This is a genomic window from Peribacillus sp. NPDC060253 (assembly GCF_042727425.1).
Lineage (GTDB): Bacteria > Bacillota > Bacilli > Bacillales > DSM-1321 > Peribacillus.
This window is the reverse complement of sequence record NZ_JBHXAS010000001.1, coordinates 89728-104589: the sequence shown is the minus strand read 5'-3', so window position 1 is coordinate 104589 and position 14862 is coordinate 89728. Positions and strand designations below refer to the sequence as shown.

General features: G+C 41.7%; 19 protein-coding genes. 13 read left to right on the top strand and 6 right to left on the bottom strand.

The annotated features are described in order from the left end of the window. Positions 1 to 96 precede the first annotated feature (96 nt). The 7 genes from ACFWE9_RS00550 to ACFWE9_RS00520 all read left to right on the top strand — a co-directional run bounded on the left by ACFWE9_RS00550 (position 97) and on the right by ACFWE9_RS00520 (position 6218). Positions 97 to 318 carry a hypothetical protein gene (locus tag ACFWE9_RS00550; RefSeq protein ID WP_230159152.1) on the top strand — a complete coding sequence of 74 codons (222 nt, stop codon included), beginning with the start codon at positions 97 to 99 and terminating at the stop codon, positions 316 to 318. Between the two features lie 248 nt (positions 319 to 566). Further along, positions 567 to 713, top strand: coding sequence for a hypothetical protein (locus ACFWE9_RS00545; protein WP_377355322.1), 147 nt, complete (start codon positions 567 to 569; stop codon positions 711 to 713). 22 nt (positions 714 to 735) lie between these two features. Then, positions 736 to 2280 carry a gluconokinase gene (gntK, locus tag ACFWE9_RS00540; protein ID WP_230159153.1) on the top strand — a complete coding sequence of 515 codons (1545 nt, stop codon included), beginning with the start codon at positions 736 to 738 and terminating at the stop codon, positions 2278 to 2280. Positions 2281 to 2374: 94 nt separating this feature from the next. Next, on the top strand, positions 2375 to 2851 hold the full coding sequence (gene ybaK, locus ACFWE9_RS00535) for a Cys-tRNA(Pro) deacylase (protein WP_230159154.1): 477 nt from the start codon (positions 2375 to 2377) through the stop codon (positions 2849 to 2851). A gap of 90 nt (positions 2852 to 2941) precedes the next feature. Further along, on the top strand, positions 2942 to 4060 hold the full coding sequence (locus ACFWE9_RS00530) for a PRK06851 family protein (protein WP_230159155.1): 1119 nt from the start codon (positions 2942 to 2944) through the stop codon (positions 4058 to 4060). Positions 4061 to 4226: 166 nt separating this feature from the next. Next, on the top strand, positions 4227 to 5096 hold the full coding sequence (locus ACFWE9_RS00525) for a Cof-type HAD-IIB family hydrolase (protein ID WP_230159156.1): 870 nt from the start codon (positions 4227 to 4229) through the stop codon (positions 5094 to 5096). A 27-nt stretch (positions 5097 to 5123) separates the two neighbouring features. Further along, on the top strand, positions 5124 to 6218 hold the full coding sequence (locus ACFWE9_RS00520; RefSeq protein WP_230159157.1) for a PQQ-dependent sugar dehydrogenase: 1095 nt from the start codon (positions 5124 to 5126) through the stop codon (positions 6216 to 6218). A 120-nt stretch (positions 6219 to 6338) separates the two neighbouring features. Here ACFWE9_RS00520 and ACFWE9_RS00515 read toward each other — a convergent pair whose 3' ends face one another. Both ACFWE9_RS00515 and ACFWE9_RS00510 read right to left on the bottom strand, forming a co-directional pair. Then, positions 6339 to 6563 carry a hypothetical protein gene (locus ACFWE9_RS00515; protein WP_377355308.1) on the bottom strand — a complete coding sequence of 75 codons (225 nt, stop codon included), beginning with the start codon at positions 6561 to 6563 and terminating at the stop codon, positions 6339 to 6341. 17 nt (positions 6564 to 6580) lie between these two features. Further along, positions 6581 to 7540 carry a hypothetical protein gene (locus ACFWE9_RS00510; RefSeq protein WP_377355307.1) on the bottom strand — a complete coding sequence of 320 codons (960 nt, stop codon included), beginning with the start codon at positions 7538 to 7540 and terminating at the stop codon, positions 6581 to 6583. A gap of 240 nt (positions 7541 to 7780) precedes the next feature. On the opposite strand from ACFWE9_RS00510, the gene ACFWE9_RS00505 reads away from it, so the two are divergent. Both ACFWE9_RS00505 and ACFWE9_RS00500 read left to right on the top strand, forming a co-directional pair. Further along, on the top strand, positions 7781 to 8200 hold the full coding sequence (locus ACFWE9_RS00505) for a MarR family winged helix-turn-helix transcriptional regulator (protein ID WP_377355306.1): 420 nt from the start codon (positions 7781 to 7783) through the stop codon (positions 8198 to 8200). A gap of 18 nt (positions 8201 to 8218) precedes the next feature. Further along, positions 8219 to 9424: an MFS transporter gene (locus ACFWE9_RS00500; protein WP_377355305.1), complete on the top strand. Its 1206-nt coding sequence runs from the start codon at positions 8219 to 8221 to the stop codon at positions 9422 to 9424. Positions 9425 to 9571: 147 nt separating this feature from the next. On the opposite strand, the gene bshB2 is transcribed toward ACFWE9_RS00500, so the two are convergent. From bshB2 to pdxK, 3 genes are all read right to left on the bottom strand, one after another. After that, entirely contained in the window at positions 9572 to 10237 is a 666-nt protein-coding gene (bshB2, locus tag ACFWE9_RS00495) for a bacillithiol biosynthesis deacetylase BshB2 (RefSeq protein ID WP_377355304.1), read from the bottom strand. An 86-nt stretch (positions 10238 to 10323) separates the two neighbouring features. Next, positions 10324 to 10671: a YojF family protein gene (locus ACFWE9_RS00490; RefSeq protein WP_096339115.1), complete on the bottom strand. Its 348-nt coding sequence runs from the start codon at positions 10669 to 10671 to the stop codon at positions 10324 to 10326. Positions 10672 to 10795: 124 nt separating this feature from the next. Continuing rightward, positions 10796 to 11623, bottom strand: a complete 828-nt coding sequence (gene pdxK, locus ACFWE9_RS00485; protein WP_230159163.1) for a pyridoxine/pyridoxal/pyridoxamine kinase — start codon at positions 11621 to 11623, stop codon at positions 10796 to 10798. A 405-nt stretch (positions 11624 to 12028) separates the two neighbouring features. Here pdxK and mobA point away from each other — a divergent pair, with 405 nt between their 5' ends. From mobA to ACFWE9_RS00465, 4 genes are read left to right on the top strand one after another with little or no spacing between them, the layout of a single operon-like run. Beyond that, complete coding sequence (gene mobA / locus ACFWE9_RS00480) at positions 12029 to 12649, top strand: molybdenum cofactor guanylyltransferase (protein ID WP_230159164.1); 621 nt, start codon at positions 12029 to 12031, stop codon at positions 12647 to 12649. A 2-nt stretch (positions 12650 to 12651) separates the two neighbouring features. After that, positions 12652 to 13116, top strand: a complete 465-nt coding sequence (locus tag ACFWE9_RS00475) for a molybdenum cofactor biosynthesis protein MoaE (RefSeq protein ID WP_230159165.1) — start codon at positions 12652 to 12654, stop codon at positions 13114 to 13116. Beyond that, positions 13109 to 13342 carry a molybdopterin converting factor subunit 1 gene (gene moaD / locus ACFWE9_RS00470; protein ID WP_230159166.1) on the top strand — a complete coding sequence of 78 codons (234 nt, stop codon included), beginning with the start codon at positions 13109 to 13111 and terminating at the stop codon, positions 13340 to 13342. The genes ACFWE9_RS00475 and moaD overlap by 8 nt, the downstream gene beginning before the upstream one ends. 24 nt (positions 13343 to 13366) lie before the next feature. Beyond that, positions 13367 to 14386, top strand: a complete 1020-nt coding sequence (locus tag ACFWE9_RS00465) for a MoeB/ThiF family adenylyltransferase (protein WP_230159167.1) — start codon at positions 13367 to 13369, stop codon at positions 14384 to 14386. Between the two features lie 78 nt (positions 14387 to 14464). Here the strand turns inward: ACFWE9_RS00465 and ACFWE9_RS00460 are convergent, their stop codons facing one another. Continuing rightward, positions 14465 to 14812, bottom strand: coding sequence for a YflT domain-containing protein (locus tag ACFWE9_RS00460; protein ID WP_377355303.1), 348 nt, complete (start codon positions 14810 to 14812; stop codon positions 14465 to 14467). Between the last annotated feature and the right edge of the window lie 50 nt (positions 14813 to 14862).

Genomic DNA, 14862 nt, shown 5'->3' with positions numbered 1-14862 from the left:
ATTGAATAATCCTTACTTTGTATGGATAAGTTTATATTGTAAAATAGTATTTTGAGTTAGTTTATATACATAGAGAGATGCCAAAGATTCAGGGTGATGTCTAGTTTATTTGGATTGAGCATTAACGATAGTTTGTTATTATACGCTCGTTATCATAGCCAAAGTGAAAGGCATCCAGTTAATGCTGACCTACTTGCATCCGGAATTATCACAGGTATGGATATTCCGGATGTTGCAGATGCTGTTCAGATAGGGGCATCACCCTGCTGGTCTGTTAGGGTGCTTCATTCTTTACATAAGGTTGCGCTAAAGGTTTAATAAAGATGGACAAAATCAATCAGCCTGCATCCATTATCTAGATCATCGGTGTTGGCGAATACATGGCTAGTCGAACTACATCCATTCATATTTCACCGATTCTCGCTGGCTCGTTGCTGCCGTGACTTGTGTGCCTACTGGTTTAAGCTACTGTAGCAATGATAAGTATTATGCAGAAGCCAATTTCTTCTGTATCAGGTGTTAATATTGAGAATTGGTGGTTCTTGTAATCGGTTTCAGGTTCATTAATTCTATCCTGCGTAAATGATGCAGGATTTTGGATGATTAAATTTTACTTTAACAGGTTTACAAACGTTAAAATCTTGGACGGTTATGGAAACGATAATATCAGTCGTTTCACTATCCTAATCTTACTATTGAATTCAATTGTTTAAGAGAAAGGAGCATGATGTAAGTATGAGACATTCAGGTTATATGATGGGGATCGATATTGGTACGACGAGTACGAAGGTCGTTCTTTTTTCAAAAGGAGGGGAGGTTGTACAATCTTGTTCGAAGGGATATCCTCTTCACAGTCCAACTCCTTCCGTTGCGGAACAAGATCCCGAAGAAATTTATAAAGCTGTCATTATTGCAATTGGCGAAGTTATGATTACAAGCGGAATAGAAAAAGATGAACTTGGTTTCATATCGTTCAGTTCAGCGATGCATAGCTTGATCGCCATGGGGAAAGACGGTAATACGCTAACGAATAGCATTACATGGGCAGATAATCGTAGTGTAGCCTATGCGGAGAAATTGAAGGCTTCAGAACAGGGGATGCGACTGTATCACAGGACGGGAACTCCCATTCACCCGATGTCCCCAATCACAAAAGTAATGTGGTTAAGAAATGAGCATCCAGGGATTTTTAACGAAACCGACAAATTCATAGGAATCAAAGAATACATCATCTATAAACTTTTCAATGAGTATGTGATGGATTATTCACTCGCTTCTGCAACGGGCATGTTCAATTTGAATGAATTGAAGTGGGATGAAGAAGCACTTGCCATTGCTGGAATTGGGGCAGATAAGCTGCCAACACTTGTTCCAACAACCCATATCCTCTCTGGATTAAGTCCGGAATTAGCGGCAAAAATGAACATTCAGCCAGGTACCCCGTTTGTTATTGGTGCGAGTGATGGTGTGCTTGCGAACTTAGGGCAAAACGCCATCAAGCCAGGTGTTTTGGCAGTGACAATCGGAACGAGCGGTGCGGTTCGAACCGTCAGTGACCGACCGCTTACAGATCCGAAAGGCAGGACATTCTGTTATGCCCTTACGGAGAATCATTGGGTAATCGGAGGACCGGTCAATAATGGGGGAATCACCTTCCGATGGGCAAGGGACCAATTAGGCCGTGTTGAAATTGAAAAAGCGAAGGCTTCGGGACAAGACTCATATGAGATATTGACGGACATGGCTTCAAATATTGCCCCTGGCTCCGACGGATTGATATTTCACCCGTATATGGCTGGGGAACGAGCGCCATTATGGAGTGCCGATGCAAGAGGCTCCTTCTTTGGACTGGCTCTTCATCACACTCGTGACCATATGGTCAGAGCAGTACTTGAAGGTGTGATGTATAACTTGTACAGTGTTCTCCTTGCTGTAAGAGAGCTGACAGGTACTCCCGAGAAAATTCATGCAAGCGGTGGGTTTGTCCGCTCGAAGCTATGGCGTCAAATCATGGCCGATGTATTTAATCAGAACGTGACAATTCCTGAAAGCTTTGAAAGTTCAAGCTTAGGTGCTGCCGTTCTTGGGTTATACGCTTTAGGGGAAATCGAAAGCCTCGATGAGGTTGAAGGCATGATTGGTGCTACAAATGAGCTTGTTCCAATCGAGCAGAACGTTAAAGTGTATGAGGAATTAATGTCGATTTATTTATCCGTAAGCCGCCAATTGGAAGGTGACTATAAGAGGATCGCTGATTTTCAAAGACGTCATTTAGAATAATTTGATGGAAAGCACAGATGCGCAGGCACTGTGCTTTCTTTTTCCCTATATTTAAAAATGGTAAGATGGAAAAAAAGCAAAGGGGAATGTTAAGATGGGAGCCAGTAAAACGAATGCAATGCGAATTCTTGATAACAAACGTATTGAGTATGGCATGATGAGCTATGATGCCAACGATGGAAAAATCGACGGGATCACTGTTGCGGACAAAATTGGAAAAGCGCAAGAAACCGTTTTTAAAACGCTTGTTACCCATAGCGGGCCGCAGCAGCTATATGTATTTGTCATTCCTGTAGCCACTGAACTGGATTTGAAAAAAGCAGCGAAGGCGGCAGGGGCAAAAAAAGTTGAAATGCTTGCTGTTAAAGATCTACAAAAATACACAGGGTATATACGGGGAGGCTGCTCACCGATCGGTATGAAAAAGCAATACCCGACCTTTATCGACGAAAGTGCATCAAGGCTGCCGGAAATCATCGTAAGCGGTGGGAGGATCGGGACACAGATTGTCTTAAAGCCCTCGGAATTCCTAGAGGTCACACAAGCCGATGCAGTGGCCCTTATAAAATAATCGTTTCCACCCTTAGGCATTCACCTATTTGTTTTTTTCTGCATACGCTGTCTTGAAGATCACATCTTTATTGTGAGGGAGAGTGTGAAAGTGACTGGAAAAGTGATGCACTATTTCGCTGGAGGCAATACGGCTAAAGGTTTTTATAGTTTATATGATTCCAATTTAGCAGGTTTGGAAAGACTATTCATTTTAAAAGGCGGACCTGGTTCGGGCAAATCAACCATTATGAAAAAAATCGGCCAAGAATGGCTGGATAAAGACTATGACATTGAGTTTTTACATTGCTCGTCCGATAATGATTCCATTGATGGAGTAATCATACCGGCTTTGAAAATCGGACTTGTGGATGGGACAGCGCCGCATGTGATTGAACCTAAGGCGCCAGGGGCCATTGAGGAGTATGTCAATCTAGGGGCTGCCTGGAATTCTCAGCAGCTGGCTTCTGAAAGGGCGACTATCATAAGGCTGACGAATGCGAGAAGCAAGAGTTTTGAGAAGGCCTATTCCCTTTTCGCTGAGGCATTAAGGATACACGATGAATGGGAAGATATTTATAAGGCAAACATAGATTTCGCTAAATTGAATGGGTTGACCAATAAATTGATAGAAGGATTTTATAGAGATATCGTCCTTAACAAGAAGGCTGATGTTCGCCACCGTTTTTTAGGTGCTGCCACACCGAAGGGAGCGGTTGATTTCATTCCCAATATCACGGAGGGTGTACAAAAACGCTACTTTTTAAAGGGCCGTCCGGGTTCAGGTAAATCAACGATGCTGAAGAAGATTGCAAAGGCTGCAGAGCAAAGAGGCTTTGATGTGGAAGTGTATCATTGCGGTTTTGATCCGCATAGCTTGGACATGGTAATCGTCCGGGAGGTAGGAATCGCCATTTTTGACAGCACATCACCACATGAATATTTCCCAAGTTGTGAAGGTGATGAAATCATTGATATATATAAAACAGCCATCCTGCCAGGAACAGATGAAATTTATGCCGATCAGATAAAGGATGTTTCCTCCAGGTACAGGGATAAAATGAATGAAGCGACAGCAAATCTGGTTAAAGCAAAAGATGCGCATGACGAACTCGAAAAGATTTATGTAAAAGCAATGGATTTTACAGCCATCGATGACATTCAAAGTGACATCAACGAACAAATTATTGAACGGTCACAGGCAGTTGATAGCCAAACCATTCTACATTAAGACAAAACTGCACCTATCTCAATTAGGTGCAGTTTATTTATATACATAATTGGAGCTTTTACATGACTGAATTCACACCAAGGAATATATCCAAGTTTGTAAAACGTGTTTATCCAGTCTCTTTCGGTTAAAATAGGAATTATATTGAAAAAAGGAGCGGGTTGAATTGATAAAGACGATAGCGATTGATATGGACGGAACATTGTTAAACAAAGTGCAAAAGGTCAGTGAGGCAAATAAAGACGCAATACAAAGGGCTCAAAGAGAGGGCGTGGAAGTGATCATTGCTACTGGAAGATCCTACGTGGAAGCTAGGTTTGCATTAGATGAAGCAGGCATCGTTTGCCCTGTCATCTCAGTAAATGGTGCTGCCCTTTTCACGGAGGACGGAAAGATTGCCACTTCCAATCCGATGTCAGTTGGGACTGCTAGCATGGTTGCTAAATTACTCGAAGAACGAGGAGTTTATTTCGAAATTTATACGAGTCAGGGAATCTATTCTAAAAACTATGAAAACGCCATATCTGCTTTGGTGGATGTATTTGTTACAGCCAATCCGGACGTTGACCCTGAGAGGATGAGGAAATTTGCAGAGGAGCGTTTACAGCTTGGACAAGTTACGTCCATTTCCGATTATTCCGAGTTATTCAGCCATTCTAATGTGGAATATTATAAAATTCTCAGCTTTTCAAAGGATTTAAGTTTATTGAATCAAATTTCTTCTGAATTAAATGAGGAGGATGGAATTACAGTCACCTCATCAGGACGTGAAAATGTGGAAATCATGAGTGGGGCGGCTCAAAAAGGTACGGCACTTGAAACATATGTGAATGAAAAATCCGGCTCGATGCAGGAAACGATGGCTATTGGGGATAATTATAATGATGTATCCATGTTTGAACGAGTAGGTTTGTCTGTCGCGATGGGAAATGCACCGCTCGATATTCAAAAAATGTGTGATGAAGTAACAGGCAAGAATGATGAATCCGGTGTTGCGGAGGCCATTTTAAAGGTACTTAAACAGTCAGCCTATTAAACTCATGAATCGAAAGGGGAAAAGCTTTTGAAAAGATGGATCTTATTTTTCCTTATGACTACATTTACTTTAATTGGGTGTAACATGAATGAAAAGGACGGTAATACCAAGTCTAAGCCTGATAAAGAAGTGACGGGCACTTTAGGACAAGATCCGGATGTTCTGGTAACGAACCTGCATGCACCATGGTCGATTCAGAAAAATGGGGGCACGATGTATGTGTCAGAGCGGACAGGAACTATCGTAGAATGGGACAAGGGTAAGATGACAAGGCAAAAGGTCAACCTTAAAAAGCCATTGTCGGCAAAAGCGGAAGCTGGGTTGCTTGGATTTTTGTTAGCTCCCGATTTCGCTAAGAGCGGGCAAGCTTTCGCTTATTATACGTATGAAGAAGGTGGCGATTCCATCAACCGAATCGTCCTGCTGCAAAAGGTTGAGGATATGTGGCTGGAGAGGGAAACCTTAATCGACCGAATACCAAGCGGTGATTTCCATCATGGTGGCCGGATCAAGATCGGACCGGATGATAAGCTATATGCTACAACTGGTGATGCAAGAAATTCGGAGATCGCACAAGACATTGAATCTTTAGGCGGGAAGGTTTTGCGCATGAATCTGGATGGCACCGTACCAAAGGATAATCCTTTCAGGAATTCATATGTCTATTCATACGGTCATCGGAATCCACAAGGTCTGGCATGGGATGAAGCGGGACAGATGTATGAAAGTGAGCACGGAGATTCGGCACACGATGAATTAAATAAAATTGAACCAGGTAAGAATTATGGTTGGCCAGTGATACAGGGCGATGAGAAAAAAACGGATATGGTAAATCCATTGATTCATTCCGGTGAAAATACATGGGCCCCTTCTGGAATGGCTTATTTTGACGGGAAGCTTTATTTTGCAGCCTTAAGGGGCGAAGCGCTTAAGAGCTATGATGTAAAGAACGGAAAACTGACTAATATCATTACGGGTTCGGGAAGGATACGTGATGTATTCGTAGATGAAGATTACCTTTATTTTATAAGCAACAATACGGATGGTCGTGGAAACCCTGATGAAAAAGATGATAAACTTTATCGTTTACCACTATCTCGGTTAAAAGGAAATATGCCTTGAATTTATCAAGTCGTGATTTATAATAACTCTCATGTTCCAACTGTTTCGAACAGAAGAACGAAAGGAGCCTTCGCTAAATAGCGGAGGCTTCTTTTGTTTAGGGGCTTGAAGCATCGATCCCTACGTAGCAGCATGGCATCGATTTAATGCCCCAAGCTCACGAGTAAGTCTCGAACTCGAGTAGCGCATGAATTCACGAGTAAAAGGGCAAAACTCACGAGTAAACGTCCCAAAACTCACGAGTAAAGGGGCAAAACTCACGAGTAAACGTCCCAAACTCACGAGTAAAAGCGTCAAACTCACGAGTAAAGGCGTCAAATTCACGAGTAAAGGGGCAAAACTCACGAGTAAGCACTCCAAATTCAAGAGTAAGGCTCGAATTCATGAGAAAACGCGTCAAACTTACGAGTAAACACGCGAAACTCACGAGTAAGCACTCCAAATTCACGAGTAAGGCTCGAACTCGAGTAGCGCATGAATTCACGAGTAAAAGGGCAAAACTCACGAGTAAACGTCCCAAACTCACGAGTAAACGCGCGAAACTCACGAGTAAGCACCCCAAATTCACGAGTAAAAGCGTCAAATTCACGGGTAAAAGGGCAAAACTCACGAGTAAGCACCCCAAATTCACGAGTAAGGCTCGAATTCATGAGAAAACGCGTCAAACTTTCAGTAAACGTCCCAAACTCACGAGTAAAAGCGTCAAATTCACGAGTAAAGGCGTCAAACTCACGAGTAAGGCTCGAATTCATGAGTAAAGGCTTCAAACTCACGAGTAAGTCTCGAACTCGAGTAGCGCATGAATTCACGAGTAAAGGCGTCAAATTCACGAGTAAATGTCCGAAACTCGAGTAGCGCATGAATTCACGAGTAAAAGGGCAAAACTCACGAGTAAAAGCGTCAAATTCACGAGTAAAGGCGTCAAACTCACGAGTAAACGCGCGAAACCCACGAGTAAGGCTCGAATTCATGAGTAAAAGCGTCAAATTCACGAATAAACGTCCCAACTCACGAGTAAAAGCGTCATATTCACGAGTAAATGCCCGAAACTCACGAGTAAGCACACCAAATTCACGAGTAAGGCTCGAATTCATGAGAAAACGCGTCAAACTTTCAGTAAACGTCCCAAACTCACGAGTAAAAGCGTCAAATTCACGAGTAAAAGCGTCAAATTCACGAGTAAAAGCCCGAAACTCACGAGTAAGGCTCGAATTCATGAGTAGACGCGTCAAACTCACGAGTAAACGTCCCAAACTCACGAGTAAAAGCGTCAAATTCACGAGTAAAAGCCCGAAACTTACGAGTAAGCACTCCAAATTCATGAGTAAACGCGTCAAACATGAGTAAACGCGCGAAACTCACTAGTAAGGCTCGAATTTACGAGTAAAAGCGACAAATTCACGAGTAAACGTCCCAAACTCACGAGTAAAAGCATCAAATTTGTTGTGTTAAAGTCGTGGAGATAACGGCAATCTAGTTGTTTTTCTTCATCTGAAGGCTGGACATTTCTAATTTACAGGTGTATAGTTACCTAGGTAACTATAATATAGGAGGAAATACTTTTGTCCTTTCATAATGGTTTTTTTCATCATAACTTACAATTTTCAAGGTCATTTACCAAAAAGTTGAATGAACAATTGGCTAAGGTTGATCTTTTTCATTCCCAGTGGCTGATTGTTTATTATCTGTATCAGTATGGCTGTTCTACGCTTGTTGAAATAAGTACTTATCTAGATGTGGAGAAACCGACGGTAACCCGGACGGTAAACCGTTTGGAAGAACGTGGTTTGATTGAACAAATCCCAGGAAAGGATAAGCGGGAGCGGAGAATACAGTTAACGGAGCCTGGTGTAAGGACTTATCAAGAGGCCAAAAAGGTAGTTGAAGAATTTGAACTTCAATTAATGACCGGTTTGGCTGAAGAGGATCGAGAAGCAACGTTACGAACTTTATTATTTCTAAAGGGAAAATTAAAACAATAGTAAGGAAGAAGGATTGAAATGAATCAAAAACCGAAATTGTGGACGAAAGACTTTCTGATTGTGTCGTCTGCGAACTTTTTTCTATTTTTAACTTTTTATGTCTTGATGGTGACATTGACCATTTACACGATTGATAACTTTCATGCATCGCAAGCACAAGCAGGACTTGCCTCAAGTATCTTTGTCCTCGGGGCCGTGCTTGTTAGACCGATTGCAGGGAAAAAAATTGACAAGATCGGCCGCAGAAAGATGTTGCTGGGATCCTTGGTTTTATTTCTGATTGCGTCCGTTGGTTATTTCCTCGTGAATAGTTTATCCCTCTTATTGATCAATCGACTGATTCATGGATTTGCTTTTGGCCTTGCCACTACGGCAACTGGAACGATTGCTGCAGATATCATTCCGAATGAAAGACGTGGGGAAGGTACAGGTTATTTTGCCATGAGTACAAACTTGGCAATGGCATTCGGTCCGTTTATTGGATTGCTGATCACACAGCATTTTAGTTATTCCATCATTTTTTATGCTGGCTCTTTATTTGCTGCATTTTCTTTAGTCGCATCGCTATTCATGAATGTTCCTGAAGGAGAAAAAGGAAAAGCTTCACCGCAAAAAGGGTTTAAAATCAGTGATTACTTTGAAAAAAGGGCCCTGCCCATTTCCATTTTTATCGGATTTGCCGGATTTACGTATTCGAGCATCTTGTCCTATTTAACATCTTTTGCAAAAGAAATGAATCTAATGGATGCCGCAAGCTTTTTCTTTGTGGTATTTGCTGTATTCCTTTTGGCGTCCCGTCCGTTTACAGGACGAATGTTTGATGTGAAGGGAGAGAATGCAGTTATCTATCCATCGCTCTTCCTATTTGCCATCGGTATGGTCATCCTCAGTCAATCTCATCATGGCATCACGCTTCTGATTGCCGGTGCCTTTATTGGAGTGGGATATGGTACGTTCCAATCAAGCTGTCAAGCTATTTCCATTAAAGAAGCCCCATCAAATCGGATGGGATTAGCCACATCCACGTTTTTTACAATGTATGATTTTGGGATTGGTGTTGGCCCATTCCTATTGGGATTCCTCATTCCATTTACCGGGTTCAAAGGTTTGTTCATAGGAATGTCGATCTTTGCATTCATTCTTATTGGAATTTATTTCTTGGCACATGGTAAAAAAGCCTCTGTAAGAAAGAAAATGCAAATAGAGGAACGTTTGTCTGCTTAATTTTTTGGATGCCTGTATAAAATCGAAAATTTTGGGGATGCTTATATTATGATTGATTTTCCAAAATATCCCCCTTTTCTCCGCCTGTAATCCACAGGCGTTTTTTTTTATGCCATAAACAAAAAAACCGCCTTATCGGCGGTTTCTTTAAAACTTATAGGTCCATAATCGTTCTTTGCGGATCCAGTCAAGAAAATCAGCGTCCTGATTTTCGAATTTCTTTTTCCATTCGATCACCATTGCCTGCGTTTGCGAACGGTGTGCAGTAAATGCTGCTACCTTTTTTTCTTCGACGGTAGAGATATCATGGATGATGTCAGGGTGCCCTAACTCGTCGATGCAGTTATTGGAGAACGCGACACAATGAAGTTTAGGTCTCTCTTTTTCTTCCATTCTTTCCACAGCCCGAACCACAGCCCGTGCTGTCGCTTCATGGTCTGGATGGACACTGTACCCTGGGTAAAACGTAATGATCAATGAAGGATTCAATTCAATTATGGCATCCGTAAATAATGAAGTCAGCTTTTCATCATCTTCGAATTCTATCGTCTTATCACGCAAACCTAGCATGCGTAAATCTTGGATGCCAATCGCATTCGCTGCATCGATTAATTCCTTTTGGCGAATTTTAGGGAGCGATTCTCTTGTTGCAAATGGTGGATTTCCTAAATTACGTCCCATTTCTCCTAGTGTTAAGCATAAATAGGTAACAGGCGTGCCCGCTTCTCTATGGAGGGCAAGTGTTCCAGAAACCGAAAAGGCTTCATCATCGGGATGTGGGAATATAACGAGTACATGACGTTCTTTTTCCAAGGTATATTTCTCCTTCCGTTCTACTTACAGTGGGGTATTATTATCGGTGAATGGTAGTTATTCATCGTATATCAATCATGTTGTAATCATTCAAAGGGAGTGGGACTGAGTTGCATGGAGACAGCAAGCTTTCCGGAAAAATCAAGACCTGCCAACAGCAGTCTCCCTTGTTCATCCATTTCGAAGTGGTTCACGCCTTCTGCATATACCCAGCCAATATTGAGCTTTAAGCCGATGCGATAAGGTCCATCGCCAACTATCTTCCCGTGTTCATATTGTATTAAAGCATTACGAATATAAGCGCCTGCCGAAAAGAAAGCTTCATCTACATGAGTGGCATAGGCACCATTTGTCGTTTCAAGGTGAAGATATACATCTTGTCCGGCAAAAGAATCAATAGCATTTTGCACCTCTGTACGGTCTATAGGTTTCATTCTATAATTTCCTCCTTAACTGGGCGGCTAGATAAGCTTTTCCTTCTTTCTATTTTACTAAATAAAAGCAAAAAAAGCGAAAAAGGCCGCTCGATTAATTTGAGCGGCCAGTAAATTAGATGTTTTATTTTTGTGTGTGTTGAGCAGCACCATATTTATGGTATGCGCCATGATTGACAGGTCCTACATAGTCATTCATCCTCCAAGAATGGCGAACTGCTTCGGTAATGAAGTCTTTTGAAATATAGATAGCCTCACGTGGACTTTTTCCTTCAGCCAATTGAGCGGCAATGGCTGCTGAAGAAGAACAGCCGGCACCATGTGTATTGGTTGTTTCGATTTTCTCGGATTCAAGAATCTCGAATTCGTTTCCGTCAAATAAAAGGTCGATTGCTTTGTCATGATCGAGCTTATTTCCGCCTTTGATCAAGACATATTTTGCACCAAGTGCATGGATTTTTTCAGCTGCACCCTTCATATCATCGATCGTTTTGATTGGCGCTGTTCCTGCTAACTGAGCAGCCTCGAACAAGTTTGGCGTAACTACAGTTGCGCGTGGGACAAGAAGGTCGCGCAGAGCTATGGCCGTTTCTGGGTGCAATACTTCATCTTCACCTTTACATACCATAACTGGATCGATAACGACTTTGTCCAGTTTCAACTCGTCTATTTTACGGGCAACAAGTTCAATGATTTCTACTGATCCAAGCATTCCCGTTTTCATGGCATCAATGCCGATTGATAGAATCGTTTCGATTTGGGCTTCCAAAACCTCGACAGGTGTGGGGAAAACATTATGAGACCAGCCATTCTTAGGATCCATCGTCACGATTGTCGTTAAAGCGGACATACCGTAAACTCCAAATTCTTGAAATGTCTTTAAATCAGCTTGAAGACCTGCACCGCCGCTGGAATCCGATCCAGCAACTGTCATAGCTCTTTTCATAGTCATTATGTGACCTCCTCAGGAGAATTAGATATCGATATTATCAGCATACCAGGTAATATCCTGTTTTTAGAATATACCAAAATTTCTTTTATGTAAAACTTAGTTTTCACCTTAAAATGATTGCCTTTAGGATGGACATGGCATGGCCTCGTATAAGCTTTTTTTAAAAGTGGATGAATACATGGTATTGAGAATTGAATAGATGGAAATCCTGCTTTTTAGATTGGTTCATCCAAGAAATATGCGCTATTCAATCTTTTAATATGTAAGCAAAGTTTGTGAAAGTGTCATTATTCTCAAAGTTGATTTAAAATATTTAAATATAGTGGATGCTATTTTAAAGGACACAATTATTATACTTTACCGTAGGATGTTGGATTAAACCCCAAAATAGGAAGGGTGAGTCTGATGGAATGGACGATGTTGCTTTTAGCTGGTGGTAAATCAAGCCGTATGGGTGTGAATAAAGCCCTGTTGACAATAGGGGGAGTTGTGAACATTTCAAGAGTTGCCTCCGAGCTGAAAAAGGTGTCGGAAAAAATTCTGGTCATTACAAATACATTTGAAGATTATCGCTTTCTGCAGCTTCCGTTAATATCGGATTTACATAAAGATCAAGGACCTCTTGGCGGATTGCATGCAGGGATGAGCTCCTCGAAAACAGATCTGCAATTCCTGACAGCCTGTGATATGCCCTTTGTGAGTGCAGAAGCCATAAAAGAAATCATTTCTTTTTATGAAACGGATTTCGATGCTGTCATTCCAGAAATAAATGGCAGGATCCAGCCGCTTTTTGCTGTTTATCATAAAAGGTGTCTTCCTGTATTGACAGAGTGTTTAGTAAAGCACGAATTAAAAATGGGTCGGTTTTTGGAAAAGATTTCGGTGAAAATCGTAAAGGAAACGGACTTTATGTTATATCATGAGAATCCTGAACATTTTCAACACCTCTTTTTCAATATGAATACGCGGGAAGATTATCAAGAAGCAGGGTATATTAATCAAACTGAATTATATAAAGGGTGGTAGACATGAATTATCATATTTCAAAAGAGCCTATTGTCATCCAGGAAGTGATAGATAAAGTAATCGAGCGGAATGCAGGTGCCATTACGACCTTTATTGGTACAGTAAGGGAAATGACCAAGGGAAAAAAGACACTTTTCTTAATTTACGAAGCATATGTACCGATGGCTATTAAGAAATTGGAGCAAATTGGATCTGAAATTAAGGAACGTTGGCCTGATGCAGAAACGGCGATCACCCATCGAGTTGGCAAACTTGAAATCACGGATATCGCAGTCGTTATTGCTGTTAGTACGCCACATCGAAATGATGCATATGAAGCAAATAGGTATGCGATTGAAAGAATTAAAGAAATCGTCCCAATTTGGAAAAAAGAACACTGGGAAGATGGGGAGACATGGGTGGGAAACCAGCTGGAAACTGTTCCTTATCCAACAGGAAAACCAATAGAGGTGGATAGCAATGATTAATGTACTTTTATTTGCCCAATTGAAAGATGAGCTAGGCAAAGAGACCATTTCTATAGAAGGAAATGGAATGAGTGTGGCCAAGCTTAAAGGAAAGATGAAGGTGGAATTTGAATTGGAAGGTCTCGAAACCGTGATGACAGCGGTCAATGAAGAATTTGCCGATGATGACACGATTTTATCTGATGGAGATACAGTAGCCTTCATTCCACCTGTCAGTGGAGGCTGAGCAAATCGGTAAGGAGGTTTCAAAGTGACAGAGCGATATTCAAGACAGACCTTATTTTCCCCCATCGGTGAAAGGGGCCAATTAAAAATTCAGAAGAAGCATGTCTTACTTCTAGGGGCAGGGGCTTTGGGGTCTGCAAACGCAGAAGCCCTTACCCGTGCAGGAGTGGGGAAGCTTACTATTGTGGACAGGGATTATGTCGAGACTAGTAATTTACAGCGCCAGCAAATGTATACGGAGCAGGATGTGGCGGAAAAACTGCCAAAGGCTGAAGCGGCAAAGCGCCATTTACTTGATATTAATCATGAAGTGGATGTGAAAGCCGTCATCATGGATGCCACCGCCCAGAATCTTGAACAGATGCTTGGTGATGTTGATTTGATATTGGACGCCACCGATAATTTTGAAACAAGGATGATCATTAATGACCTGTCACAAAAACTTCGTATTCCGTGGATTTATGGGGCATGTGTCGGCAGTGTCGGCATGACCATGACCATCCTGCCAGGTCAGACACCCTGTTTGCACTGTTTACTTAAAACGATCCCCATCCAAGGAATGACCTGTGACACAGGAGGGATCATATCACCAGCTGCAACGATGGTGGTAGCCCATCAAACCGCTGAATCTTTGAAAATACTTGTTGAAGATTGGGAATCGGTTCGACCTGCACTCGTTACATTTGATTTGTGGCGCAATCAGTACCAAACTGTTAAATTAACAAAAGCGAAAAAGAAAGATTGTCTCTCTTGTGGTGAGCAGAGGACATACCCTTTTTTAACTATGGAAAATGCAACGAAAACTGCGGTTCTTTGCGGCAGGGATACTGTACAGGTCAGACCGCCAAAACCTTTGAAACTGCAACTTGAGAAGTTAGCCAAAGATTTGAACGGAAGTGGTTATTTGGTGAAGTTCAATCCATTCCTGCTCTCTTGTGAAAAAGATGGGGAACGTATTGTCATTTTCGAGGATGGCCGGGCATTGATTCACGGTACAAAGGATATGGTTCATGCAAGGGCCACTTACCAAAGTATCCTGGGATAATGAATAGTAAAAAGCGAGGCCGCCGGTTTTGGGGCCTCGCTTTTAGATGAATCCATATAGGGTAAGGGTTAACGGATATTAGTGTGTAACCTCATCTTTATTCTCTTGTTTGGAAGCAACGATGACGACTTTCCCTTCGTCAAGTACTTCCTCGTAACGTTCTGCTTCCATATCCGTAAGACCAAGATTGCTCATGCGATTACGAAGTTCGTCCCCACGTGATTTAAAGAGATTTCCAACCGTATCAAGGAAGCCTTGTTCCTTCATGCCTACATCTTCCGTACTTGTATTCTCGGTAAGGTGCTTCGAACGCGTTTTATCATGGGCAAACAAATATACATCGTCCTTCGTATATCCTGAAGTAACTAAATGATCGATTTTTTCCTTTGCTTGTAAACCGTTTTCTACTACATGTACTTGATACATATAAACTCCTCCTTGAATTTTAGTGTAAGATTCTCTTGGTAATAGGTAAA